The 23,877-nt window shown below is 74.7% G+C and carries 21 protein-coding genes; 14 read left to right on the plus strand and 7 right to left on the minus strand.

The annotated features are described in order from the left end of the window. The first annotated feature begins 28 nt into the window (after positions 1 to 28). From rimO to IF43_RS0130285, 4 genes are all read left to right on the plus strand, one after another. A complete protein-coding gene (gene rimO, locus IF43_RS0130270; protein WP_030208037.1) occupies positions 29 to 1,516 on the plus strand; it encodes a 30S ribosomal protein S12 methylthiotransferase RimO in 1,488 nt (495 codons plus the stop codon). Next, complete coding sequence (gene pgsA / locus IF43_RS0130275) at positions 1,513 to 2,181, plus strand: CDP-diacylglycerol--glycerol-3-phosphate 3-phosphatidyltransferase (RefSeq protein WP_030208039.1); 669 nt, start codon at positions 1,513 to 1,515, stop codon at positions 2,179 to 2,181. The genes rimO and pgsA overlap by 4 nt, the downstream gene beginning before the upstream one ends. A 12-nt stretch (positions 2,182 to 2,193) precedes the next feature. Beyond that, a complete protein-coding gene (locus IF43_RS0130280; protein WP_051796450.1) occupies positions 2,194 to 2,739 on the plus strand; it encodes a CinA family protein in 546 nt (181 codons plus the stop codon). 109 nt (positions 2,740 to 2,848) lie between these two features. After that, positions 2,849 to 3,229, plus strand: coding sequence for a helix-turn-helix domain-containing protein (locus IF43_RS0130285; RefSeq protein WP_030208044.1), 381 nt, complete (start codon positions 2,849 to 2,851; stop codon positions 3,227 to 3,229). Positions 3,230 to 3,679: 450 nt separating this feature from the next. Here the strand turns inward: IF43_RS0130285 and IF43_RS0130290 are convergent, their stop codons facing one another. The 5 genes from IF43_RS0130290 to IF43_RS0130310 all read right to left on the minus strand — a co-directional run bounded on the left by IF43_RS0130290 (position 3,680) and on the right by IF43_RS0130310 (position 12,551). Further along, positions 3,680 to 4,471, minus strand: coding sequence for an SDR family NAD(P)-dependent oxidoreductase (locus tag IF43_RS0130290; RefSeq protein ID WP_037890720.1), 792 nt, complete (start codon positions 4,469 to 4,471; stop codon positions 3,680 to 3,682). 36 nt (positions 4,472 to 4,507) lie between these two features. Next, positions 4,508 to 5,293 carry an Fpg/Nei family DNA glycosylase gene (locus IF43_RS0130295; protein ID WP_030208050.1) on the minus strand — a complete coding sequence of 262 codons (786 nt, stop codon included), beginning with the start codon at positions 5,291 to 5,293 and terminating at the stop codon, positions 4,508 to 4,510. Between the two features lie 107 nt (positions 5,294 to 5,400). Further along, complete coding sequence (locus IF43_RS37105; RefSeq protein WP_051796453.1) at positions 5,401 to 6,888, minus strand: FG-GAP-like repeat-containing protein; 1,488 nt, start codon at positions 6,886 to 6,888, stop codon at positions 5,401 to 5,403. 127 nt (positions 6,889 to 7,015) lie between these two features. Further along, a complete protein-coding gene (locus IF43_RS0130305; RefSeq protein ID WP_030208056.1) occupies positions 7,016 to 11,641 on the minus strand; it encodes an ATP-dependent helicase in 4,626 nt (1,541 codons plus the stop codon). A gap of 82 nt (positions 11,642 to 11,723) precedes the next feature. After that, positions 11,724 to 12,551 carry an AraC family transcriptional regulator gene (locus IF43_RS0130310; protein WP_030208059.1) on the minus strand — a complete coding sequence of 276 codons (828 nt, stop codon included), beginning with the start codon at positions 12,549 to 12,551 and terminating at the stop codon, positions 11,724 to 11,726. A 190-nt stretch (positions 12,552 to 12,741) separates the two neighbouring features. Here IF43_RS0130310 and IF43_RS37110 point away from each other — a divergent pair, with 190 nt between their 5' ends. After that, positions 12,742 to 13,449 carry an AzlC family ABC transporter permease gene (locus IF43_RS37110; protein ID WP_051796456.1) on the plus strand — a complete coding sequence of 236 codons (708 nt, stop codon included), beginning with the start codon at positions 12,742 to 12,744 and terminating at the stop codon, positions 13,447 to 13,449. Next, positions 13,446 to 13,754, plus strand: a complete 309-nt coding sequence (locus tag IF43_RS0130320; RefSeq protein ID WP_030208064.1) for an AzlD domain-containing protein — start codon at positions 13,446 to 13,448, stop codon at positions 13,752 to 13,754. The genes IF43_RS37110 and IF43_RS0130320 overlap by 4 nt, the downstream gene beginning before the upstream one ends. Before the next feature lie 17 nt (positions 13,755 to 13,771). Here IF43_RS0130320 and IF43_RS0130325 read toward each other — a convergent pair whose 3' ends face one another. After that, entirely contained in the window at positions 13,772 to 14,710 is a 939-nt protein-coding gene (locus IF43_RS0130325) for a hypothetical protein (protein ID WP_030208067.1), read from the minus strand. 79 nt (positions 14,711 to 14,789) lie between these two features. On the opposite strand from IF43_RS0130325, the gene IF43_RS0130330 reads away from it, so the two are divergent. Both IF43_RS0130330 and IF43_RS0130335 read left to right on the plus strand, forming a co-directional pair. After that, positions 14,790 to 14,984, plus strand: coding sequence for a DUF3046 domain-containing protein (locus IF43_RS0130330; RefSeq protein WP_030208070.1), 195 nt, complete (start codon positions 14,790 to 14,792; stop codon positions 14,982 to 14,984). Between the two features lie 219 nt (positions 14,985 to 15,203). Further along, positions 15,204 to 16,274, plus strand: a complete 1,071-nt coding sequence (locus tag IF43_RS0130335; RefSeq protein WP_051796465.1) for an AI-2E family transporter — start codon at positions 15,204 to 15,206, stop codon at positions 16,272 to 16,274. A 70-nt stretch (positions 16,275 to 16,344) separates the two neighbouring features. Here the strand turns inward: IF43_RS0130335 and IF43_RS0130340 are convergent, their stop codons facing one another. Next, positions 16,345 to 17,184: a LysR family transcriptional regulator substrate-binding protein gene (locus IF43_RS0130340; RefSeq protein ID WP_030208076.1), complete on the minus strand. Its 840-nt coding sequence runs from the start codon at positions 17,182 to 17,184 to the stop codon at positions 16,345 to 16,347. A 58-nt stretch (positions 17,185 to 17,242) separates the two neighbouring features. Here IF43_RS0130340 and IF43_RS0130345 point away from each other — a divergent pair, with 58 nt between their 5' ends. The 6 genes from IF43_RS0130345 (at position 17,243) to IF43_RS0130370 (ending at position 23,596) form a co-directional block, all read left to right on the plus strand. Continuing rightward, positions 17,243 to 17,647 carry a DUF5997 family protein gene (locus tag IF43_RS0130345; RefSeq protein ID WP_030208080.1) on the plus strand — a complete coding sequence of 135 codons (405 nt, stop codon included), beginning with the start codon at positions 17,243 to 17,245 and terminating at the stop codon, positions 17,645 to 17,647. Positions 17,648 to 17,735: 88 nt separating this feature from the next. Continuing rightward, complete coding sequence (locus IF43_RS0130350) at positions 17,736 to 18,323, plus strand: DinB family protein (RefSeq protein WP_051796467.1); 588 nt, start codon at positions 17,736 to 17,738, stop codon at positions 18,321 to 18,323. A gap of 43 nt (positions 18,324 to 18,366) precedes the next feature. Further along, entirely contained in the window at positions 18,367 to 18,849 is a 483-nt protein-coding gene (locus tag IF43_RS0130355; RefSeq protein ID WP_051796461.1) for an SLATT domain-containing protein, read from the plus strand. Between the two features lie 228 nt (positions 18,850 to 19,077). Continuing rightward, complete coding sequence (gene recA / locus IF43_RS0130360; protein ID WP_030208089.1) at positions 19,078 to 20,196, plus strand: recombinase RecA; 1,119 nt, start codon at positions 19,078 to 19,080, stop codon at positions 20,194 to 20,196. Positions 20,197 to 20,210: 14 nt separating this feature from the next. Continuing rightward, positions 20,211 to 20,885, plus strand: coding sequence for a recombination regulator RecX (recX, locus tag IF43_RS37115; protein ID WP_078910575.1), 675 nt, complete (start codon positions 20,211 to 20,213; stop codon positions 20,883 to 20,885). A gap of 164 nt (positions 20,886 to 21,049) precedes the next feature. After that, positions 21,050 to 23,596 (plus strand): FtsX-like permease family protein, encoded by a 2,547-nt coding sequence (locus IF43_RS0130370; protein ID WP_030208095.1) that lies wholly within the window; start codon positions 21,050 to 21,052, stop codon positions 23,594 to 23,596. The last annotated feature ends 281 nt before the right edge of the window (positions 23,597 to 23,877 follow it).

The following is a 23,877-nucleotide window of genomic DNA, read 5'->3' on the forward strand; positions in this document are numbered from 1 at the left end:
GGCGCCGGGACGAAGTAGTCTTGAGTCCATGCCCGAACGCCGTACCGTCGCCCTTGTCACTCTTGGCTGCGCCCGTAACGAGGTGGACTCGGAGGAGCTCGCAGGCCGCTTGGCGGCGGATGGCTGGGAGCTCGTCGAGGACGCCGCCGACGCGGACGTCGCCGTCGTCAACACCTGCGGCTTCGTCGAAGCCGCGAAGAAGGACTCCGTGGACGCCCTGCTGGAGGCCAACGATCTCAAGGATCACGGCCGCACGCAGGCCGTCGTCGCCGTCGGCTGCATGGCCGAGCGCTACGGGAAGGAGCTCGCCGAGGCCCTCCCCGAGGCCGACGGCGTGCTCGGTTTCGACGACTACTCCGACATCTCCAACCGCCTCCAGCTGATCCTCAGCGGCGGCCACGTCGAGGCCCACACGCCGCGCGACCGCCGCAAGCTGCTCCCGATCAGCCCCGCCGAGCGCCAGGACGCCTCCGGCGTCGCCCTGCCGGGCCACGCCCAGGAGGAGCCCGCCCCGGCCCCCACCGACCTCCCCGAGGGCCTCGCGCCCGCCTCCGGCCCGCGTGCGCCGCTGCGCCGCCGCCTGGACACGAGCCCGGTCGCCTCGGTCAAGCTCGCCTCGGGCTGCGACCGGCGGTGCTCCTTCTGCGCCATCCCGTCCTTCCGCGGCTCGTTCATCTCGCGCCGCCCGAGCGACGTGCTGGGCGAGACCCGCTGGCTGGCCGAGCAGGGCGTCAAGGAGATCATGCTGGTCTCCGAGAACAACACCTCGTACGGCAAGGACCTGGGCGACATCCGCCTGCTGGAGACCCTGCTGCCCGAGCTCGCCGAGGTCGACGGCATCGAGCGGGTCCGGGTCAGCTACCTGCAGCCCGCCGAGATGCGCCCCGGCCTGATCGACGTCCTGACCGCGACGCCGAAGGTCGTGCCGTACTTCGACCTGTCCTTCCAGCACTCCGCCCCGGACGTGCTGCGGGCCATGCGCCGCTTCGGCGACACCGACCGCTTCCTGGAGCTGCTGGACACCATCCGCTCCAAGGCCCCGCAGGCCGGTGTGCGGTCCAACTTCATCGTCGGCTTCCCGGGCGAGACCGAGGCCGACTTCGCCGAGCTCGAGCGCTTCCTGACCGGCGCCCGGCTCGACGCCATCGGCGTCTTCGGCTACTCCGACGAGGAGGGCACCGAGGCCGTCACGTACGAGAACAAGCTCGACGAGGACGTCATCGCCGAGCGGCTGGCCCACATGCAGCGGCTCGCCGAGGAGCTCACCGCGCAGCGCGCCGAGGAGCGGGTCGGCGAGACGGTCGAGGTCCTCGTGGAGGCCGTCGGCGAGGAGACCGGTGACGAGGACGGGGCCACCGGCCGCGCCGCGCACCAGGCCCCGGAGACCGACGGCCAGGTGATCTTCACCAGCGGCGAGGGCCTGACGGTCGGCCGCATCGTGACGGCCAAGGTGGTCGGCAGTCTGGGCGTGGACCTGGTCGCCGAGGCCCTGGACCTCGAGGAGGCGGCGGGATGACCGGAGTCCCGGCACCGGCGGCGGGCGGCACCGGCCGCCGGCCCGCACCCAGCGGCAAGCTGGGCGCGGCGGCCGTCAACCAGGCCGGCCTGTGGAACATCGCGAACATCCTCACGATGGTCCGCCTCGTGCTGGTGCCGGGATTCGTGCTCCTGCTCCTGGCGAACGGCGGGTACGACCCGGCCTGGCGCTCGCTGGCCTGGGCGGCCTTCGCCATCGCCATGATCACCGACCTGTTCGACGGCCATCTGGCCCGGACCTACAACCTGGTCACGGACTTCGGGAAGATCGCCGACCCGATCGCCGACAAGGCGATCATGGGCGCCGCGCTGATCTGCCTGTCCTGGCTGGGCGACCTGCCCTGGTGGGTGACCGGCGTGATCCTCGGGCGGGAGCTCGGGATCACGCTGCTGCGCTTCTGGGTGATCCGGTACGGAGTGATCCCGGCCAGCCGCGGCGGCAAGATGAAGACCCTCGCGCAGGGCACCGCGGTCGGCATGTACGTCCTGGCGCTGACCGGGCCGCTGGCGACACTGCGCTTCTGGGTGATGGCGATCGCCGTCGTGTTGACGGTGGTGACCGGCCTCGACTACGTCCGCCAGGCGATCGTCCTGAGGCGGCGGGGGATGGCCGAGGAGCGCGCCGCACGCGGCGCGGAGGGCTGACCGCGAGGGGACATGGGCGAGCTGGTGGGGAGTAACGGGGAAACCGGTGCGGCTGGGACCGCCACCGAGGTACTGTCCTTGCTCGCGGAGCGTGACCAGACGCTCGCGGTCGCCGAGTCGCTCACCGGAGGACTGGTCGCGGCTGAGTTGACGGCGGTGCCCGGGGCGTCCCGGTGCTTCCGGGGCTCGGTCACGGCGTACGCCACCGACCTCAAGCGCGATGTGCTGGGCGTCGACGGGGCGCTGCTCGCGGCCCGCGGCGCGGTCGATCCGCAGGTGGCGGCCGCGATGGCGGTGGGAGTGCGGAACGCGCTGGGGGCTTCGTGGGGCATCGCGACGACCGGAGTGGCCGGTCCGGATCCGCAGGACGGGCAGCCGGTCGGCACGGTCTACGTCGCCGTGGCCGGTCCGACGGGCGGGAAAACCGCCGCGCTGAGGTTGAACGGCGGCCGCGCGGAAATCCGTATGGAGAGTGTACGGAGGGTGCTCGAACTGCTCTCGAGCGAACTCCAGGACAATGCGGGGACACAGGATACGGAACAGAACGGGGGGATTTGATGTTTGCAGCCCTGAGTGAACACGACATCGCTCCCCGCACGGCCGCGGCGCGAGGCGGTACGGTGGGGCGTGAAGGATGCGGCTATACGGTCAGAGGAGGGAGCCACCGATGATTCTGCTCCGTCGCCTGCTGGGTGACGTGCTGCGTCGGCAGCGCCAGGCCCAGGGCCGTACTCTGCGCGAAGTCTCCTCGTCCGCCCGAGTCTCGCTCGGCTATCTCTCCGAGGTGGAGCGGGGGCAGAAGGAGGCGTCCTCCGAGCTGCTCTCCGCGATCTGCGACGCGCTGGACGTACGGATGTCCGAGCTGATGCGTGAAGTCAGCGATGAACTCTCGCTCGCCGAGCTGGCCGCGTCCGCGGCCGCGAGCGACCCGGTGCCCGCACCGGTACGCCCGATGCTCAACTCGGTGTCCGTGGCCTCGGTCGCGGGTGGGCCCGAGCGGGTGACCATCAAGGCGCCGGCCGAAGCGGTGGCAGTCGTAGCCGCGTGAGCTGAGTGTGGCCGGGGCCCCGGCGGTGCGCAGGAGACGTGCCGACCGGGGCTCCGTGCTGTCCGGGTGGCGTGCGGCGGCTGCGCAGCGTGCCGTTCTGGGTGCGGGGCGTAGGACCCTACGGGAGACTGGGGCGCGTGGAGCGGCGCGGTGTCGAGGCCCCGGGGGGTTCCGCGGGCGCGCGCGTCCGCGGCCCGCGGACGTGCATACCCGTGCCCGTGGCCGTGCGGATGGGGCTGGGCCTGCTCGGCGGACTCCTGTGGTGGTGGGCCGTGGCGCGGTGGGCGCTGGCCCCGCGGGGGAGGGCGGGGCTCCTGGAGGGAGCCCTGGCGTTCGGGGGCTGGGGGCTGGGCCTGCTGCCGGTGCACTGCGTGGGGCTGGCGGAGGCACCGGGCGTGTCCGCGGCCCGGCGCCGCGGCGAGGGGCTGCTGACGGGGGCGTGGGCGGGGCTCACCAGGGCATGGCGACGCCGCCGTTCGGACGCAGGATCTGCCCGGTCATGAAGGACGAGGCGTCCGAGGCCAGGAACAGCACGGTCCGGGCGATGTCCGCGGCCTCGCCGACCCGGCGCAGCGGGGACAGGCGCACCATCGCCGACTCGGTCTGCTCCTGGGCCTCCGGGGAGTGCTTGTGGGTCATTGCGGTGCGGACCCAGCCCGGGGCGACGGCGTTCACGCGGATGCCGTGGGGCCCGGTCTCGGTGGCCAGGGTCTTCGTCATCTGCACGACGGCGGCCTTGGCTGCGCTGTAGCAGAGCAGGCCGGGGCTGGCGGCGTCGACGGCGCCGGAGGCCATCGTGACGATGCTGCCCGGGGTGCCGGCCGCGAGCATGGTGCGGGCCGCCTCCTGGCAGGCGTACAGCACCCCCTTGAAATTGACGGCGAAGACCCGGTCGAGGTCCTCGTCGAGGGTGTCGACCACGCTGCTGGTGTGCATGATCCCGGCGATCGCCGCGGTGACGTCGAGGCGTCCGGTGGCCCGGGCGGCGCTCGCGACCGCCTCCTCGACCTGGGAGCGGTCGGTGACGTCCAGGGGGTGGGCGCGGGCGGCGCCGCCGGCGTCCGCGATCTCGGCGACGGTAGCGGCCAGGCCCTTCTCGTCGAGGTCCGCGCAGTGCACGGTGGCACCGGCCGAGGCCAGCAGGAGGGCGGAGGCGCGGCCTATGCCGCTGGCGGCGCCGGTGACCAGCGCGGTGCGGCCGGTGAGCCCGTACGGCGGCGGGGGCGGGGGCGTAGGGGGCATGCCGGGACGGTACGACCGGATCTGACGGGGCGTCAACTAGCGGGTGGGTCCCGATTGGCAGCGCGGGCACCAGTACGTGGGGCGGCCGTCCTGCGGGGCGCTGCGCACGGGGGTGCCGCAGCGGAAGCACGGGCGGCGGGCCCGGCCGTAGACGTACAGGGTCTGGCCGGGGCGGTGGCTGCCGGTGGTGCTGCGGCGCCCGGGGTGGGCGCGGTTGGCCTCCAGGAGGCGGTGGGCGAGCTCGACGGTCCGGTCGGGCTCGGGGAGCTCGCCGACCGGGAGCCAGGGGGTGACCTGGGAGAGGAAGCAGAGCTCGCTCTTGTACACGTTGCCGATACCGGCGAGGTTGCGCTGGTCGAGCAGGGCCTCGCCGAGGGGGCGGGCGGGGTCGCGGAGCAGGTTCGCGCGGGCGGTGTCCGGGTCCCAGTCCGGCCCGAGGAGGTCGGGGCCGAGGTGGCCGACGGCCTTGGGCTCGGCCGCGGTGCGCAGCAGCTCCAGGACCGGCAGGCGGTACCCGACGGCGGTGTGCGCGGCGTTGCCGAGAACCGCGCGGATCTGGAAGGCGGGGCCGCCGGTCCACTTCTCGCCCGGGGCGTAGAGGCGCCAGGCGCCCTCCATGCGGAGGTGGCTGTGCAGGGTGAGGCCGCCCTCGACGCGGGTGAGCAGGTGCTTGCCGCGGGGTGTCACGTCCAGGACGGTGCGGCCGGTCAGGTCCACCGTGGCCAGGCGGGGGACGCGCAGGTCGCACGTCGTGAGCACCTCGCCCGCGAGCGCCTCGTGCAGCCGGTGAGCCGCGTGCCAGACCGTGTCTCCTTCGGGCATGGGTCCATTGTCCTCGGAGGCGTCCGCCCCCGGAACGGGACGGGCCCCGCCCCGCTCGTGGGAGCGGGGCGGGGCCCGGAGCCCTGGGGTAGGTCGGGCGGTGCGGGTCAGCCCGTGAACGTCTCGCCGAGGCGGGCGAGGCCGGACGGGTGGCCGGTCTCCTTCAGGTTGAAGGAGGTGACGCCGGTGGTGCCGCCGGCGGGCAGCTGCCACACCCGGCCCACCCACGTGTCCTCGCCCGGGCCGCCGACGTACAGCTCGGGGGTGCCGTTGCGGTCGCCGTCGACCCAGGCCACGGCCTCGCCGAAGCGGTCGTTCCGCTCGGAGGAGCTGGGCACGCCCGCGGTGTTCTGGGTGATCGTCCGGGCGCCGGCCGTGGTCAGGCCCTGCTTGCCGCCGCGCAGGACGGTGAGGGAGCCGGCCCGGCCGATGGTGCCGCCCTGGGCGCTCTTGTACGGGGCGCCGACGGCGAGGTCCGCGTAACCGTCCTTGTCGATGTCGGCGAGGGAGCGGGCCTCGCCCCACCGGTCGAAGCGCTCCAGCGCGCCGGGCACGCCGGGGGTGTCCTCGTCGATGAGGCGGGGCTTGAGGGCCGTGCTGAAGCCGTCCTTGCCCCCGTAGACGACGAAGATCTTGCCGAGCGCGTCCGTGAGCGTCCACCTGTGGCCGAGGACCATGTCCTGGGCGCCGTCGCCGTTGATGTCGCCGACCACGGGCGCCATCCACATGTAGCGGGTGCCGGGCAGGCTGAGCTGGCGGCTCGCGGTCCAGCCGGTGGCGGTGCTCCGGTACACCAGGAGCTCCTGCCGCCACGTGCTGTGGTCGATCGCCGCGATGTCGGGGCGGCCGTCGCCCGTGAAGTCGCCGACCGTGAGCGCGCCGGGAACGACGCCGTCCTGCTTCAGGGTCTCCCGGCGGGTGACGGACCGGAACGTGCCGTCCCGCTTGATCGGCCCCCGCACGACGGTGAAGCTGGCCTCGGTGTACTTCTGCAGGTCGTTGGACCACTGCTCGGACTTGCCGACGAGCTCGACGGAGCCGTCCCCGTCGACGTCGGCGACGGTGTGCAGGGACCAGTTCCGCATGTCCGGACGGTCGTGGTAGTCGAGGACGGTGCCCCCTGACAGACCTGACGCGCTTCCCCACAGCACCATGGTGGGGGCCACACTGCCCCCCCAGACGATCAGGTCGTCGAAGCCGTCGCGGTCGAGGTCGCCGTAGCCGCCGGTGCCACCCCATTCGGCCGAGGCCACCGGGTCGCCCGGGACGCCCTCGTCCGCCTGGGTCACCAGGCGGGTGCGGGTCTTGTCGATGCCGGTGGCCGACCCGTAGGCGACGGCGACGGCGCCGGCCTTCTGCACGCCCCTCGCGTTCGCCTGCCGGGCGCTGATCGCGAGGTCCGGGTAGCCGTCGCCGTTGAAGTCGGCGGCCGCGCGGGGCTTGGCCGGCGCTGCGGCGGCGCTGATCGTGGCGGTGGCACTGCTGATGCCGGTGGTCATGACGGGCGCCGCGGTCGCCGTGACGGGCGACAGGACGGCGGCGGTGAGTGCGGTGGCCGCGGACAGGCCGAGCGCACCCATGGCGCGCATGCGCATGGGATTCCCCCCGATTGTGTGCGTGTCATCGGTGGAACGTCCGGGCCGGATACCCCCCCGACCCGATCGTTCGCCATGATCCTAAGGGCGGAGGGCAGGGCTCCGCCTCCGCCGCCTCCCGCGACCGTCACGGCCGCAGCCGCAGCCCCCGCGGGGTGGCGTGGAAGCCGGCCGACTCGAGCGACCGGCCCAGGGGCGAGGTCAGCGCCGGGGAGCCGTTGGTGCGCTCGACGGTGAGGGCGCCGACCTGGCCCGCGCGGGCCGCGGCGGCCAGGGCGGAGGTGGCGGCCAGCAGGGCGGGGGAGTCCGGCTCGGGCCAGGCGAGCAGCGTCTTGCCGCCGCGCTCCAGGTAGAGCACCAGCTCGCCGTCCACCAGCACCACCAGCGAACCCGCCTTGCGGCCGGGCTTGTGGCCCGCGCCGTCCGGCGGCTCGGGCCAGGGCAGGGCGGCCCCGTAGGCGTTCGCCGGATCGGCCGCGGCGAGCACGCGGGCGTCCAGCGGCGACTCGGCCCGGTCGCGCGCCGTGGCGGTGGCGCGCAGCCGGTCCACGGCGCCGTCCATGGCGAACTGGGCCGCGCCCAGGCCCTCCACGACGTACCCCCGGCGGGCCTGGCCGCTGTCCTCGAACGCCGACAGGACGCGGTAGACGGCGGAGAAGCCGCCCTCGATCCCCTCGGCCGCGACGGCCCCGCGGGTGACCACACCGTGCCGGTCGAGGAGCGTACGGGCCACCGCGTGCGCGCGGTGCGTGGTGTCCGGCTCGGCCTCCGGCAGCAGCGACCAGCGGCCGGAGACCGTCGGCGGGCCGGTCCGGGAGGCCGGGCGGGCGGCCGCGGTGAGGCTGCCGTACCGGCCCCGGGGGACGGTGCGCCTGGCGCGGTGGGCGGTCGAGCCGGCCGTGCGGCCGCTGCCCAGCAGGGAGCGCAGCGGCGCCAGGGTGTCGTTCGTCAGCCGGCCCGACCAGGCCAGGTCCCACACCGCCTCGGACAGCTGGACGTCCGAGGCCTCGGGGTGGTCGCGCCGCACCGAGTCCGCGATCTGGCGGAAGAACAGCCCGTACCCGCCTGCCAGCGCGGCCAGCACCGACTGGTGCAGCGGGGACAACTCCAGCGGGTGCGGCGGCGGGAGCAGCAGCGGGGCCGCGTCCGCGAGGTAGAGGGAGACCCAGCCGTCCTTGCCCGGCAGTGCGCCGGCGCCCGCCCACACCACCTCGCCGGCGGTGGTCAGCTCGTCCAGCATCCCCGGCCGGTACTGCGCCACCCGCGACGGCAGCACCAGCCGTTCCAGGGCCGAGGCGGGCACCGGGGCTCCCTGGAGCTGCTCGACGGCCCGGGCCAGCCCGTCGAGGCCGCGCAGACCGCCGCCCCCGGCGCCGGACGCGCCGACGTGCTGCCACTGCGGCAGGAACGAGGCCAGCGCGGCCGGCGGCACCGGCTCCAGCTCCTGGCGCAGCGCGGCCAGCGACCGCCGCCGCAGCCGGCGCAGCACGGCCGCGTCGCACCACTCCTGGCCCAGCCCCGAAGGGTGGAACTCGCCCTGCACGACCCGCCCCGCCCCCGCGAGCCGCTGCAACGCGCCCTCCGTCACCGCCACGCCCAGCCCGAACCGGGCCGCCGCGGCCGCCGACGTGAACGGGCCGTGGGTGCGCGCGTACCGGGCCAGCAGGTCGCCGAGCGGGTCCTTGACCGGCTCGGTGAACGCCTCCGGCACCCCCACCGGCAGGGCCGTGCCCAGCGCGTCCCGCAGCCGGCCGGCGTCCTCGACCGCCGCCCAGTGGTCCGCGCCCGCGATCCGCACCGCGATCACGCGGCGGGCGTGGTTCAGCTCCGCCACCCAGGCCGGATCGCCGCCGCGCTCGGCCAGTTCGGCCGGCGTCAGCGGGCCCAGCAGGCGCAGCAGGTCGGCGATCCCCTCCGCGTCCTTGACGCGCCGGTCCTCCGTCAGCCACTGCAGCTCCGCCTCCAACTCGGCCAGGACGTCCGCGTCGAGCAGTTCGCGCAGCTCCGCCTGGCCCAGCAGCTCCGCCAGCAGCCGCGAGTCCAGCGACAGCGCCGCGGCCCGGCGCTCCGCCAGCGGGGAGTCGCCCTCGTACAGGAACTGGGCGACGTAACCGAACAGCAGGGAGCGGGCGAACGGCGATGGCTCCGGCGTGGTCACCTCGACCAGCCGCACCCGGCGCGCCTCGATGTCCCCCATCAGTTCCGTCAGGCCCGGTACGTCGAACACGTCCTGGAGGCATTCGCGCACGGCCTCCAGCACGATCGGGAACGAGCCGAACTCCGAGGCCACCTGGAGCAGCTGGGCCGCCCGCTGGCGCTGCTGCCACAGCGGGGTCCGCTTGCCCGGGTTGCGGCGCGGCAGCAGCAGCGCCCGGGCCGCGCACTCCCGGAACCTGGCCGCGAACAGGGCCGAGCCGCCGACCTGGTCGGTGACGATCTGGTCGACCTCGCCCTTGTCGAAGGCCACCTCGGCCGCGCCCAGCGGGGCCTGCTCGCTGTCGAACTCGAAGCCGGGGGCGGCCGGGTCGGAGTCCAGCAGGTCCAGCCCCAGCAGGTCGGCGTCCGGCAGCCGCAGCACGATGCCGTCGTCCGCGTGCATCACCTGCGCGTCCATCCCGAACCGCTCGGCCAGCCGGGCCCCCAGCGCCAGCGCCCACGGTGCGTGCACCTGCGCGCCGAACGGGGAGTGCACCACGACCCGCCAGTCGCCCAGTTCGTCGCGGAACCGCTCCACGACGATCGTGCGGTCGTCCGGCACGTGGCCGCACGCCTCGCGCTGCTCCTTCAGGTAGGCCAGGACGTTGTCCGCCGCCCAGGCGTCCAGGCCGGCGGCCAGCAGCCGCAGCCGGGCGTCGTCCTCCGCCAGGCCGCCCACCTCGCGCAGGAACGCACCCACCGCCCGCCCCAGTTCGAGCGGCCGGCCGAGCTGGTCGCCCTTCCAGAACGGCAGCCGGCCCGGCACCCCGGGGGCCGGGGTCACCAACACCCGGTCGCGGGTGATGTCCTCGATCCGCCACGAGGTGGTGCCGAGGGTGAACACGTCCCCGACCCGGGACTCGTACACCATCTCCTCGTCCAGTTCGCCGACCCGGCCGCCGCCCTTCTTCGGGTCGGACCCGGCCAGGAACACCCCGAACAGGCCGCGGTCCGGGATCGTGCCGCCCGAGGTGACGGCCAGCCGCTGCGCACCCGGCCGGCCCGTGACCGTACCCGCCACCCGGTCCCACACCACCCGCGGCCGCAACTCCGCGAAGGCGTCCGAGGGGTAACGCCCCGCCAGCATGTCCAGCACCGCCGTGAACGCCGACTCGGGCAGTGCGGCGAACGGCGCGGCCCGGCGCACCAGCGCCAGCAGGTCGTCCACCTGCCACGTGTCCAGGGCCGTCATCGCCACCACCTGCTGCGCGAGCACGTCCAGCGGATTGGCCGGGATGCGCAGCGACTCGATGGACCCGCTGCGCATCCGCTCGGTCACCACCGCCGCCTGCACCAGGTCGCCCCGGTACTTCGGGAACACCACGCCCGTCGAGACCGCGCCCACCTGGTGGCCGGCGCGGCCCACCCGCTGCAGCCCGGACGCCACCGACGGCGGGGACTCCACCTGGACGACCAGGTCCACGGCCCCCATGTCGATGCCGAGTTCGAGGCTGGAGGTGGCGACGACGGCCGGCAGCCGGCCGGCCTTGAGGTCCTCCTCCACCAGCGCCCGCTGCTCCTTGGAGACCGAGCCGTGGTGCGCGCGGGCCAGCAGGGGCGGAGAGCCGTGGGACGCACCCGACTGCGCCATGATCTCCGCCGGCGGCGCGCCCTCCGGCAGCGCCTCGCCCATCGCGCGTTCGTACGCGATCTCGTTGAGCCGGTTGCACAGCCGCTCGGCCAACCGCCGCGAGTTGGCGAACACGATCGTCGAACGGTGCGCCTGGACCAGGTCCGCGATCCGCTCCTCCACGTGCGGCCAGATGGACGGCTTGTCCCCGCCGTCCTGGCCTTCGGAGGCCGGGGAGCCGCCCAGCTCCCCCATGTCCTCCACCGGCACGACGACCGAGAGGTCGAACTCCTTCCCGGAGGGCGGCTGGACGATCTCCACCTTGCGGCGCGGCGACAGGTAGCGGGCCACCTCGTCCACCGGCCGGACGGTCGCCGAGAGGCCGATCCGGCGCGCCGGACGGGGCAGCAACTCGTCCAACCGCTCCAGGGACAGCGCCAGGTGCGCGCCGCGCTTGGTGCCGGCCACCGCGTGCACCTCGTCGAGGATGACCGTCTCGACGCCCGCGAGGGCGTCCCGGGTCGCCGAGGTGAGCATCAGGAACAGCGACTCGGGCGTGGTGATCAGGATGTCCGGCGGCCGGGTGGCCAGGGCCCGCCGCTCGGCGGGCGGGGTGTCACCCGAGCGGATGCCCACCTTGATGTCCGGCTCCGGCAGCCCCAGCCGCACCGACTCCTGCCGGATGCCGGTCAGGGGGCTGCGCAGGTTGCGCTCCACGTCGACGGCGAGCGCCTTGAGCGGGGACACGTACAGCACGCGGCAGCGCTTCCTCGGCTCCGCCGGCGGGGGCGTGCTCGCCAGCCGGTCGAGGGCGGCGAGGAAGGCGGCGAGGGTCTTGCCGGATCCGGTCGGCGCGACGACGAGGACGTCCGAACCCTCCGCGATGGCCCGCCAGGCGCCGTCCTGGGCGGCGGTGGGCGAACGGAAGGCCCCCGAGAACCAGGAGCGGGTCGCGGGGGAGAACGAGTCGAGCGCGGAACCGGCCATGCACCCCATCGTGCACCCCGGCACTGACAAGCGGTCCGAACGGCGGGGGCTTCGCGGGGCACCCGGGGTCCGTCGCCGGGTTTCAGCGTCCGGTGCGTTCGCGGCGGTAGGCGCCCGGCGGGACGCCCACGATGCGGGTGAAGTGGCGGTTCAGGTGGGGCTGGTCGGTGAAGCCCACCGCCACGGCCGCCTCCGCCACCGGCGCACCCGCCTCGAGCAGTGCCCGGGCCCGGCGCACGCGCGCGTCGGTGAGCCAGGCGTGCGGGGGCAGCCCGTACGCGTCCTTGAAGGCCCGCAGCAGCGCGAAGGGGCTCGTGTCGAGCGAGGCGGCCAGCCGCTCCAGCGACGGCGGCTCGGCCAGCCGCTCCTCGAGCACCGCCCGCGCGCGGGCCGCGGTGGCCGCCCCCGCCCCGCGGACGGTGCGGGCCGGCAGGGTGCCGCCGTGCCGGCGCAGCAGGCCCGCCACCGCCACCCGCAGCAGGCTGTCGGCGGCCAGCGCGTTGCCCTCCTCGGCGGCCCGGTGCACCTCCTTGATGAGCAGGGCCGCCTGGGGGTCGGCCACGACGTCGGCCGTGAATCCGGGCGTGCCGTGCAGGGTGGACAGCTCGCGCGCCACGTCGGCGACCAGGTCCCGGGCCGGGTACAGCGTGTGGTACGCCCAGCCGTCGCTGGAGCCCGCCTTCGCCGTGTGCGGGACCTCCGGGTTGATCAGTACGACGTCCCCGGCGCCGGCCCGGACCGGACCGGTCGGCAGCCCGACCTCCTCGATGCCGCCCGTGACGGTGGCCACCACGTAGCCGTCGTGCGCATGGCGGGGGAAGGCGTGCCGGACGTAGTGGGCCTTCAGGAGGTCCAGGCCCGGCAGCTCGGGCGGCTGCCAGTGCCGTGCCCACTCCCCGTTGCCGCTCATGGGGCCATTCTGCGCCCCGCGCCCGGGGGCCGGCCGCCGGGTGTCCGGCTGGCGGGACCGGTCGGTGGCGGGTGCAAGAACGTACAAGACCCGGTTGCCCGCTCCCCCTACCGTCAGGGGCGTGGCAGAGACAGCAGCAGTACCGGCGGCAGGGACGGCGACCGCTTCGACCGGGGCGGCCCGGCGGGCCGTGGTGCGGGACGGACTCGGCGTCGGCGTGGCCGTCGGCCTCTCCGGCTTCGCCTTCGGCGTCACCGCCGCGGGATCGGGCCTCAGCGTGGCGCAGGCGTGCGTGCTCAGCCTGCTCGTCTTCACCGGCGCCTCGCAGTTCGCGCTGGTCGGAGCCCTCGCCGCCGGCGGCAACCCGCTGACCGCGGCCGCCGGGGCCTTCTTCCTCGGCACCCGCAACGCCTTCTACGGCCTGCGCCTGTCGCGGCTGCTCGCGGTGCCCCGCCCCGTCCGCCCGCTCGCCGCGCACTGGGTGATCGACGAGACGGCCGCCGTGGCCATGGCCCAGAAGGACCGGGCCACCGCCCGGCTCGGCTTCACCGTCACCGGCCTCACCCTGTACGTGCTGTGGAACCTCACCACCCTGCTCGGCGCCCTGGGCGCCGAGGCCATCGGCGACACCGACGCGTGGGGGCTGGACGCGGCCGGGCCGGCGGTGTTCCTCGCGCTGCTCGCGCCGAAGCTGCGTACCGCCACCGAGCGGGCCGCGGCCGCCCTGGCCGTCGTCCTGGGCCTCGGCTTCCTGCCCGTACTGCCCGCCGGCGTGCCCGTCCTCGTCGCGGCCCTCGCCGCCCCCGCCGTCCTCTACGTCAAGGGACGCGAGGCCGGCCGGCGCGACGGGCGCGGCGCCCCCACCTCCTCCGAGACCCCGCAGGGAGACGACCGATGAACGTCTGGATCGCGATCGCCGCCACCGCCGCGGGCTGCTACCTCCTCAAGCTGGCGGGACTCCTCGTCCCCGCCGGCACCCTGGAGCGGCCGGCCGTGCGCCAGCTGGCCGGCCTGCTGCCGGTGGCCCTGCTGGCTGCCCTCACGGCCCAGCAGACGTTCGGCTCCGGCCAGGCACTCGTGCTGGACGCCCGCGCCGCGGGCGTGGCCGCCGCCGGTGTCGCGCTGCTGCTGCGCGCCCCGTTCCTGCTCGTCGTCGCGGTCGCGGTACTGGTCACGGCCGGGGTACGGGCGCTGGGCGGCTGACCCGGGCTCCGCCACCGTCACCGCCCCCGCACCGCGGTGAGCGGCCGGCCGTACGCCCGCAGCGTCAGCAGCGCCTCGATCGCCGCGATCGGCCGGCGCTCCAGGCTGCTGCCGGGGGCCCAGGCCCGGCGGCGCACCGGCCAGCCGCCGTCCTCCTGCTGTTCGGCCGCCAGGAAGTCCAGCGACCGGGCCACCTCCTCGTCCGTGAACCACCCCCTGGCCAGCGACTCCGGTCTGCGGGCGAGGTCGTGCGGGAAGAGCCGCTCGCCCGGCGCGTAGCCGGGCGCCACCGGGTAGGCGTCCTGCTCGGCCGGGTCGAGCACGACCAGCCGGTCCTCGCGGACCAGCCGCCCCAGCCGGTCGGCCGCGGCCAGGGCCCGCGACCGGTCGGGCGCCCCGTCGAGGAAGTCCACCGCGGCCTGGATCTCGTACGGGTGGGACCTGCGCAGCGTCTCGACCCGCTCCCAGCAGTAGTCGGTGGCCCGGAACAGCCACGCGTGCCAGACCCGGTTGCGGTGCAGGACGCCCACCACCGGGCCGGTCGTCAGCAGCTCGCTCGGCGGGTCGTCGAGCACCGGGTGGTACGGCGCCCCCGGGTAGTCGCGCGCGGCCGGGCGCAGCACCGGGAGAGCGCCGTCGGGCGTGGAGGCCTGCGTCAGGTGCCGGCACAGCCGTTCCACGCGCTGGCCCGCGCAGCGCCCGAGGGAGTCCAGTACGCGCAGTGCGTACGCCGAGTGCAGGGGCTGGCTGACCGGGCCCCGCAGGTCCGGGTCGAGGGCGTGGCCGTAGCCGCCGTCGGGGTTCAGGTACGGGCCGAGGGCGGCGTCGACCGGATCGGCCCCGCCGCCCAGGAAGTGGTACGCGAACCGCCGCTGCTCCAGGACCCGGGCCGTGAGCCAGACGAACCGCTCGGCGCGGGCCAGGGGGGATCCGGGGGATGCTTCGTCACCAGGCATGCCCGAAACCGTAGGGGGCCGGACGGCGGCGGACCGGCGGCTCGGCGGGGGTGCACCCCGGGGGCGGGATACTGGGCGCATGCGGTTGACGATTTTCTGGGAGCGGATGGCCGAGCACTTCGGCGCCGCCTACGCCGATTCCTTCGCACGCGACCACGTGATGTCCGAACTGGGCGGACGCACGGTCCACCAGGCCCTCGACGCGGGCTGGGAGGCCAAGGACGTGTGGCGGGCGGTCTGCCGGGCGATGGACGTGCCGGAGCACAAGCGCTGACGGGCCGCCCCACCGGTACGAGAGACTGGCCGGGTGGCAGCCACCCGTGACACCGACCAGCCCGAGCACCCGCGCCGAGCCGCGGCCCCCGCGGCGCAGATCCCCGCCCCCGCACCCGCCCCTGACGCCGGGGCCGGGGCGGGTGCCGACACAGACGCCGACGCGGGCAAGGCGCCGCCCTCGGGCCCCGGCACCGCCGTCCGGGCCGGCTCGCCGCGGATGCCGCGCTGGCTGCCGCGCGCCGTCATCCTGGTCCTGGCCCTCTACGCCTGCTTCCAGCTCGCCAGCTGGGCCTTCCACCAGCTGGTCGCCCTGCTGCTCAACATCCTGATCGCCTTCTTCCTCGCCCTGGCCGTGGAGCCGGCGGTGAGCCGGATGTCCGCGCGCGGGATGCGCCGGGGCATCGCCACCTTCCTGGTGTTCCTCGGCGTCCTGGTCCTCGGGCTGGGCTTCGTCGCCCTGATGGGCTCGATGCTGGCCGGTCAGATCGTCGACATGGTCGACCGCTTCCCGCAGTACCTGGACTCGCTCATCGGGTCGATCAACAAGACGTTCCACACGGACCTGTCCCGGCTGGCCATCCAGGACAGCCTGCTGCACTCCGACTGGCTCCAGAAGTACGTGCAGAACAGCGCGACCGGCGTGCTGGACGTCTCGGCGACCGTCCTGGGCGGGCTCTTCAAGCTGCTGACCATCGGCCTGTTCTCCTTCTACTTCGCCGCCGACGGCCCGCGGCTGCGCCGCGCGCTGTGCTCGGTGCTGCCGCCGGCGCGGCAGGCCGAGGTGCTGCGGGCATGGGAGATCGCGGTCGCCAAGACGGGCGGCTACCTCTACTCGCGCGGCCTGATGGCGCTGATCTCGGCGGTGGCCCACTACGTGGTGCTGGTCGTGCTGGGGGTGCCGTACGCGCCCGCGCTGGCGTTGTGGGTGGGGCTGGTCTCGCAGTTCATCCCGACGATCGGCACGTACCTGGCGGGCGCGCTGCCGATGCTGATCGCCTTCACGGTCAACCCGTGGTACGCGGTGTACGTGCTGGTGTTCGTGGTGATCTACCAGCAGTTCGAGAACTACATGCTGCAGCCGAAGCTGACCTCGCGGACCGTGGACATCCACCCGGCGGTCGCGTTCGGGTCGGTGATCGCCGGGACCGCGCTGCTCGGGGCCATCGGGGCGCTGATCGCCATTCCGGCGGTGGCGACGCTGCAGTCGTTCCTCGGCGCGTACATCAAGCGGTACGAGGTCGCGGACGACCCCAGGGTGGGACGCCGGGAGCGCTCCACGACCTCGTGACGTCGGGCGTACGAGGTACGAGGACGAGTACGAGTACGAGTACGAGGTCGCGGGGCGCGCGTCGCGCCGGTCAGCGGCCCTTGCGGGGCTTGCCGCGGCCCGTACCGCCACCGCGCTTGGCGGCGGACGGGGCTCCGCCGGTGCGCGGACCGCGACCGGTCGCCTTCGCGGCCCCCTTGGCGGCGGCCGGCCTGCCCTTCTGCTGGGCCTTCTGCGGGGTCCTGCCCTGGCCCTTGCCCTGCGCCTTCCCCTGGTCCCCGGACCCGGACCCGGACGCGCCCCGGTCCCGGCCGCGGGTGCTGTTCACGGTCCGGCCGCGGACGATGCCGATGAAGTCCTCCACCATGTCGGTGGTCCGCTCCTCGGGCCACGACAGGGCCACCTGCGACTGCGGGACGTCCGTGACCGTGCGGTACGTCAGGTCGCGCCGGTGGTGCAGCCGGGCCAGCGACTGGGGGACGAGCAGGACGCCCACGTTCGCGGCGACCAGCTCGATGGCGTCCGCCGTGGTGGCCGGGCGCTCGATCGCGGGCCGGCCGGGCGGCTGCTCCCAGCCGAGGGTGTCGTCGAGCGGGTGGAAGACGACCTCGTCGGCCAGCTCCGCCGCGGACACCTCTTCCACCGCCGCGACGAGGTGGTCCTTGGGGACCACGACCACGGTCGTCTCGGTGTAGAGGGGGATCGCGCTGAAGTACGTACGGTCGACCGGGAGCCGTACGAGACCGGCGTCCGCGTCACCGCGGCGCAGGACGTCCTCGACCTCGCCGGACTCCACCTGGACGAGCTGCAGCGGGACGTCGGGCAGCCGCTCCTGCCAGATCCGCACCCACTTCGCGGGGGTCGCGCCCGGCACGTACGCGAGGCGGAAGGACGGCGAGGGCTGTGCGGGGGATGCTGCGGAGCCTGTCACCCGGCCAGGTTACCCGGGCGTGGTCGGAGGCCGCGCATATGCTCGATACCCTTGATGCATGACGTCGCAGCACCAGAACTCCCAGACCATGAAGCCCGCCACCGCGGCCAAGAAGCTGGGTGTGTACCTCGAGGCCACCCCCGCCGACTTCCGGGAGGGCGTCGTCACGCGCGACGAGCTGAACGCGCTCCAGGCCGAGCCGCCGGCGTGGCTGGTGGAGCTGCGGCGCACCGGCCCGCACCCGCGGCCCGTGGTCGCGGCCAAGCTGGGCGTCTCCATCTCGGGCCTCGCGCGCGGCGGCGTGACCGAGGCGCTCACCACCGAGCAGATCGAGGCGCTGAAGCAGGAGAACCCGGAGTGGCTCCAGAAGGAGCGGGCCACCCAGGCCGAGGTGCGCAAGGAAGCGGTGCGCATCAAGCAGGTGCAGGCCGAGCGCGCGGAGCGCGCCGAGCGCCGCGACTGACCCCCGCTCCCGCGCCTTCCGCCCCCTCGCACGGGCGGAAGGCGGGATTCAGGCCCGCCGGCCGGCTCCGGCAGCCATGATCGTGTCCATGGCATTCTCAGACGACACGGGTTCCACCGCTGCGCAGGCCGCGCCCACGAAGGCGCCCCGCGCCGACTTGTTCGTCGACGAGGCGGGCGACGGCCGCTTCGTCGGACCCGCGACGGGGGACGAGCGGCCCATGCTCATGGACATGCTCGCCGCCCAGCGCGCGACGCTGGAACTGAAGTGCGCCGGACTGGGCGAGGAGCTGGCCCGCAGGTCGGTCGAGCCGTCCACCCTCTCGCTGCTCGGGCTGGTGCGACACCTCTCCGACGTGGAGCGGCGCTGGTTCCGGCGCGTCCTCGCAGGTCAGGACGCGCCGCCCCGCTACTCCTCGCCGCAGGACCCGGACGGCGACTTCGACGGGGCCGTGCCCGGGACCGCCGACGCGGCCTGGCGGGCCTGGCGCGACGAGGTCGCCTTCGCCGAGCGCTTCGCGGCGCAGGCCCCGGACCTCGACGTCGAGGGCGACGACGTCTGGCGCGGCCGGGTCTCCCTGCGCTGGGTGCTGATCCACATGATCGAGGAGTACGCCCGCCACAACGGCCACGCCGACCTCCTGCGCGAGCGCATCGACGGCCGCGTGGGCCTCTGACCGGGCGACGGGGACAGGGACGACGGGAAACATGGGGGGCGCAGTGCGACCGGACAGTGGAACGGCCGGCGGGCCCGACCCGAGGGAGGCCGCCGCGCTTCTCCTGGACAAGATCCGCCAGGGCGACGACTACGCCGGAGGCAAGAAGCGGCGGTTCGGTCGGAGCGCCTCCCTCACCAAGGTGGCGACGCTGGTGCTGTCTGCCGCGTCCACCGTCATCCTCGGCCTGCAGGACCTCAACGCGTGGGCCGACCTCGCCCTGGCGTGCGTGGCGCTGGTGACGCTGCTGGGAGCCGTCGAGCCGTTCTTCAACTGGCGCTCCCGGTCCGTCCTGATGGAGGAGGCGCAGTACCGCTTCCGGCGGCTCGCCGACGACCTCGAGTACCTCCTGGCGACGACGGCCGCGGGCGAGCTCACCTTCGACCGGCTGGGCGAGGTCCACGTCCGGTACCAGGCGATCTGGGACGACCTGAGCCGCGGCTGGCTCGAGCAGCGCCGGGTACCCGCCCCGTCGACCGCCCCCTGACCCGCCGCGCGACCGGGCGCGGCGCCGGCGGTCCGCCCCCTGCGACGGCCCGGCGGGGCGGCTTGACACGAAAATCGAACATCCATTCTCATGGGGTCTTCGGCCGCGCGATTGCTGGGGTTTTACCCGGTTATCCACAGCCGGAAGGGGCGCGGAGGCGCATTGTCAGTGGCAGGCGTTAGCGTCTTTGACGTGAAGCGATCGACTCAAGCAACCCGGGTGGAACCCATGGCAGGCACCGACCGCGAGAAGGCGCTCGACGCCGCGCTCGCACAGATTGAACGACAATTCGGCAAGGGCGCGGTGATGCGCCTCGGCGACCGCCCGAACGACCCCATCGAGGTCATCCCCACCGGGTCGACCGCTCTCGACGTCGCCCTCGGCGTCGGCGGACTGCCCCGCGGCCGCGTCGTCGAGATCTACGGACCGGAGTCCTCCGGCAAGACCACGCTGACGCTGCACGCCGTGGCCAACGCCCAGCGCGCCGGCGGCACCGTGGCCTTCGTGGACGCCGAGCACGCCCTCGACCCCGAGTACGCCAAGGCGCTCGGCGTCGACACCGACAACCTCATCCTGTCCCAGCCGGACACCGGCGAGCAGGCCCTGGAGATCGTGGACATGCTGGTCCGCTCCGGCGCCCTCGACCTCATCGTCATCGACTCCGTGGCCGCGCTCGTGCCGCGAGCGGAGATCGAGGGCGAGATGGGCGACTCGCACGTGGGTCTCCAGGCCCGCCTGATGAGCCAGGCGCTCCGGAAGATCACCAGCGCGCTCAACCAGTCCAAGACCACCGCGATCTTCATCAACCAGCTCCGCGAGAAGATCGGCGTGATGTTCGGCTCGCCCGAGACCACGACCGGTGGCCGCGCGCTGAAGTTCTACGCCTCCGTGCGCATCGACATCCGCCGCATCGAGACCCTCAAGGACGGCACCGAGGCGGTCGGTAACCGCACCCGCTGCAAGGTCGTCAAGAACAAGGTCGCTCCGCCCTTCAAGCAGGCCGAGTTCGACATCCTCTACGGCCAGGGCATCAGCCGCGAGGGCGGCCTGATCGACATGGGCGTCGAGCACGGGTTCGTCCGCAAGGCCGGTGCCTGGTACACGTACGAGGGCGACCAGCTGGGCCAGGGCAAGGAGAACGCCCGCAACTTCCTGAAGGACAACCCCGACCTCGCCAACGAGATCGAGAAGAAGATCAAGGAGAAGCTCGGCGTGGGTGTCCGCAAGGACGCCCCCACCACCGAGCCGGGTCCCGACGCGGCCGGCGGCACCGCCGAGGACGCCAAGGCCGTGCCCGCTCCGGCGAGCAAGGCGAAGGCGACCAAGGCCACCGCGGCCAAGAGCTGATCCGGAGCTGATCAGTGTCGGCCGCATCACCCGAGGACGGCGACGGCCCCGGCCCGTCGAGGGCCGGGCAGGGGCCGCCGCTCGGCGGACGGCGGCGGGCGCGCGGTGGCTCCGGCCCCCGGGACGCCCGTGCCGAGGAGTGGCAGGGCCGGGACGACTCCGGGTCCCCGGCCCCTGCCGCCCCGCGGCAGAGCCCCGAGGAGCAGGCGCGGGCGATCTGCCTCCGACTGCTCACCGGCAGCCCCCGCACCCGCCGCCAGCTCGGGGACGCCCTGCACAAGCGGGGCATCCCCGAGGAGGTCTCGGAGGAGGTCCTCTCCCGCTTCGAGGAGGTGGGCCTGATCGACGACGCCGCGTTCGCGGGCGCCTGGGTGGAGTCCCGGCACCACGGCCGCGGACTCGCCCGCCGGGCGCTCGCCCGCGAGCTGCGCACCAAGGGCGTCGACTCCGCGCTGATCGACCGGGCGATGGAGCGGCTCGACTCCGACCGCGAGGAGGAGACCGCCCGCGACCTCGTCGACCGCAAACTGCGTTCCACCCGGGGACTCGACCGCGACAAGCGCATCCGCCGCCTCGCCGGCATGCTCGCCCGCAAGGGCTACCCGGAGGGCATGGCCCTGCGGGTGGTCCGGCGCGCGCTGGAAGAGGAGGGCGAGGAGACCGAGGACCTCGGCTACGGCTTCGACTGACGTCCCGGTGCCGTCGTCCCGAACCTCCCTGAACGGGGGGCGCGGCCGACAGCACCGGGGGAGGGCGGCCGCCGGCCCGAGGCCGGGGGTGGGGTTAGCCCCCGTGGGGATTGGGCGGGGCGCTCCAGTGAGGGGGACCCCCGCCGGGCGACAGGCTTGCCCCCATGATGCTGCGTTACGCCCTCCTGAGCGTCAGGGACCGCAAGGCCGGGTTCCTGGGCGCGTTCGTCGCCTTCCTGTGCGCGGCGGCCCTCATCACCGCCTGCGGTTCCCTCCTCGAGACCGGCCTGCGCGGCACCGTCGCCACCGAGCGGTACGCCGCCACCCCGCTGATCGTCTCCGCCGACCAGCAGGTCCACCAGACCACCGTCAAGGACAAGGGCAACGGCAAGCGGAAGGTCAAGCACAAGGCCAAGCCCGTCGCGGAGCGCGCCTGGCTGCCCGCGGGCGTGCTCACCGCCGTCCGCTCGGTGCCCGGCGTCGACCGCGCCGTCCCCGAACTGACCTTCCGCGCCCAGCCGCTCACCCCGACCCCCGACGACCGGCCCGCGTACGGGCACGCCTGGGACTCCGCCGCCCTGACGCCCTTCACCCTCACCGCGGGCCGCGCCCCGCGCACCGAGCAGGAGCTCGTCGTCGACCGCGGCCTGGCCGAACGGGCCGGCCTGCGCCCCGGCTCCCCGCTCACCGTCCAGTCGACGACCACCCCGCGCACGTACACCGTGAGCGGGATCGCCGCCGCCGGCGGCGCGGGCCTGCGCCACCAGAGCGCGCTCTTCTTCCACCCCGGCGAAGCCCGCCGGCTCTCGGCCCGCCCCGCCGGCACCTACACCGCCATCGGCGTCCGGCCCGCCCCCGGCACCAGCCCCGCCGCGCTCGAAGCCGCCCTCGCCACCGCCCTCCGGGGCACCACCGCCCGGGTGAGCGGTGGAGCCGACCGCGGACCCGTCGAGTTCCTCGATGCCGCCGGCGCCCGCGTCACCCTGGTCTCCATGGGCGGCTCGATGGCCGGCACCTCCCTCCTCGTCGCCGTCTTCGTGGCGGCGGGCACCCTCGCCCTCGCCGTGCGCCAGCGCCACCGTGAGCTCGCCCTGCTCCGCGCCGTCGCCGCCTCCGCCCGACAGGTCCGGAGCCTGCTCGCCACCGAGGCCACCCTCGTGGGCCTGGCCGGCGGCGTCCTCGGTGCCCTCGCCGGACTGCCCCTCGCCGCCTGGCTGCACCACCGGTTCACCACCGCCGGGGTGCTGCCCCCGACCCTGGAGACCGGCACCGGCGTCGTCCCCGCCCTCGCCGCCGTCGCCATCACCGTGCTCGGCGCCCGCGCCGCGGCCCGGATCAGCGCCCGTCACATCACCCGCATCAGCCCCGCCCAGGCCCTGTCCGAAGCCGCACTGGAGCCCCGGCGACCGGCCCTGACGCGGACCGTGCTCGGCCTGCTGTGCGCGGCCGCCGGCGTGGTGCTCGTGGTGGTGCTCAGCGCTCTGCGCACCGAGCCCGCCGCCACCCCCGTCACGTTCCTCACGGTCATCGTCCTGGCCGCGGCCGTCTCCCTGCTGGGCCCGCTGCTGGTCCGCGCCGCCGCCTGGCTGCTCACCGGCCCGCTCCGGCTGGCCGGCCCCAACGGCCGCCTGGCCGCCGCCAACCTGCGCGGCAACGCCACCCGTATGGCTTCCGCCGTCACCCCCGTCGCCCTGCTCGTCGGCATGACCTGCACGGTCCTCTTCAGCCAGCCCACCCTCTCCCACGCCGCCCGTGCCCAGGCACGCGACGGTCTGCGGGCCAGCTGGGTGCTGGCCTCCGGGGGGCCGGGCGTACCGGGCGCGGCCGCGGCGAGGATCCGTACGGTCGAGGGCGTCACGGCCGCCACCGAGGTCGTCACCACCCAGGTCCGGGTCGGCCTCACCAAGTACGCCGCCCAGGGCGTGACCCCCGCCGGTCTCGGGCGCACCTGGGACCCCGGCGTCACCAGCGGCTCCCTCCGCGGCTTCGGCCCGCACAGCGCGGCGGTCAGCGAAATCGCCGCCGACCAGCTCGGGCTGCAGCCCGGCAGCCGGCTGGCCGTGCACCTCGGCGACGGCACGCCCGTCACCGTCACGGTCGCCGCCGTCTACGCCCGGGGCCTCGGCTTCGGCGACCTCACGCTCGCCCACGACCTGGTGGCGGCGCACGTCGACAACCCGCTGTCCGCCGCGGTGTACGTCGCCGCCGGCCCCTCCGTCACCCGGGCCGGGCTCGCCGCGGCCGTCGCCCGCTATCCCGGTGTCTCCGTGCTCACCCCGGACGCGCTGGACGCGGTACGGGCCGCCCGGCAGCGGGCCGGGGCCGAGGTGAACCTGATCGCGATGGGCCTGGTGCTCGCCTTCACCGCCATCTCCGTGGTCAACACCCTGGCGATGTCCACCGGCGAGCGGATCCGCGAGTTCGCCATGCTGCGGCTGGCGGGGGCGACGCGGCGCCAGGTGCTGCGGATGCTGCGGCTGGAGGCGCTGTCCGTGCTCCTGATGGGGTCGGTGCTGGGGACCGGCATCGCGGCCGCGGTGCTGACGGCCTTCAGCGTGGGGATGACGGGGGAGGCGGCCCCGGCCGTCCTGCCCCTGGTGTACGCCGCCGTGGTCGGGGCCGCCGGGCTGCTGGCCCTGACGGCCACTGCCGTGCCGGGACGGGCGGCGCTGCGGGTGCGGGCGGTGACGGTGGCTACGGCCAAGGAGTAGGGGGCGGTCGACATGCGAACGTGGCTCCCGGTCCGGGTGGACCGGGGGCCATGTCGTTGTGTGGGTGTGTGGGTGCGTGGGTGCGGGCGTGTGCGGGCGGGCGGGGGGCCCCTCGCTTCGGGGGGTGGGTCCCGTGGTGTGTGGGTCCCCTCGGCGCTTGACAGGGGCGGCCTGCAGGCCCTGCGGCAGGCCCACCCCAGGGGCTTTGGGGGCTCCGCCCCTGGCCTTCGGCCACCCCTGGCCCGGGCCTGCCTCCGGTCCAGCCTGCCACCCCTGTCAAG

Source organism: Streptomyces sp. NRRL S-87 (assembly GCF_000719335.1).
GTDB lineage: Bacteria > Actinomycetota > Actinomycetes > Streptomycetales > Streptomycetaceae > Streptomyces.

What these genes read in the sequence shown, in the direction of transcription:
- IF43_RS0130330 (WP_030208070.1), top strand. Translation starts at nt 14,790, where the DNA reads ATGCGGTTGACGATTTTCTGGGAGCGGATGGCCGAGCACTTCGGCGCC.
- rimO (WP_030208037.1), top strand. Translation starts at nt 29, where the DNA reads ATGCCCGAACGCCGTACCGTCGCCCTTGTCACTCTTGGCTGCGCCCGT.
- IF43_RS0130320 (WP_030208064.1), top strand. Translation starts at nt 13,446, where the DNA reads ATGAACGTCTGGATCGCGATCGCCGCCACCGCCGCGGGCTGCTACCTC.
- IF43_RS0130285 (WP_030208044.1), top strand. Translation starts at nt 2,849, where the DNA reads ATGATTCTGCTCCGTCGCCTGCTGGGTGACGTGCTGCGTCGGCAGCGC.
- IF43_RS0130295 (WP_030208050.1), bottom strand. Translation starts at nt 5,293, where the DNA reads ATGCCCGAAGGAGACACGGTCTGGCACGCGGCTCACCGGCTGCACGAG.
- IF43_RS0130350 (WP_051796467.1), top strand. Translation starts at nt 17,736, where the DNA reads ATGGCATTCTCAGACGACACGGGTTCCACCGCTGCGCAGGCCGCGCCC.
- IF43_RS0130345 (WP_030208080.1), top strand. Translation starts at nt 17,243, where the DNA reads ATGACGTCGCAGCACCAGAACTCCCAGACCATGAAGCCCGCCACCGCG.
- recA (WP_030208089.1), top strand. Translation starts at nt 19,078, where the DNA reads ATGGCAGGCACCGACCGCGAGAAGGCGCTCGACGCCGCGCTCGCACAG.
- IF43_RS0130335 (WP_051796465.1), top strand. Translation starts at nt 15,204, where the DNA reads ATGCCGCGCTGGCTGCCGCGCGCCGTCATCCTGGTCCTGGCCCTCTAC.
- IF43_RS0130370 (WP_030208095.1), top strand. Translation starts at nt 21,050, where the DNA reads ATGATGCTGCGTTACGCCCTCCTGAGCGTCAGGGACCGCAAGGCCGGG.
- pgsA (WP_030208039.1), top strand. Translation starts at nt 1,513, where the DNA reads ATGACCGGAGTCCCGGCACCGGCGGCGGGCGGCACCGGCCGCCGGCCC.
- IF43_RS0130305 (WP_030208056.1), bottom strand. Translation starts at nt 11,641, where the DNA reads ATGGCCGGTTCCGCGCTCGACTCGTTCTCCCCCGCGACCCGCTCCTGG.
- IF43_RS0130310 (WP_030208059.1), bottom strand. Translation starts at nt 12,551, where the DNA reads ATGAGCGGCAACGGGGAGTGGGCACGGCACTGGCAGCCGCCCGAGCTG.
- IF43_RS0130280 (WP_051796450.1), top strand. Translation starts at nt 2,194, where the DNA reads ATGGGCGAGCTGGTGGGGAGTAACGGGGAAACCGGTGCGGCTGGGACC.
- IF43_RS0130325 (WP_030208067.1), bottom strand. Translation starts at nt 14,710, where the DNA reads ATGCCTGGTGACGAAGCATCCCCCGGATCCCCCCTGGCCCGCGCCGAG.
- IF43_RS0130290 (WP_037890720.1), bottom strand. Translation starts at nt 4,471, where the DNA reads ATGCCCCCTACGCCCCCGCCCCCGCCGCCGTACGGGCTCACCGGCCGC.
- IF43_RS37105 (WP_051796453.1), bottom strand. Translation starts at nt 6,888, where the DNA reads ATGCGCATGCGCGCCATGGGTGCGCTCGGCCTGTCCGCGGCCACCGCA.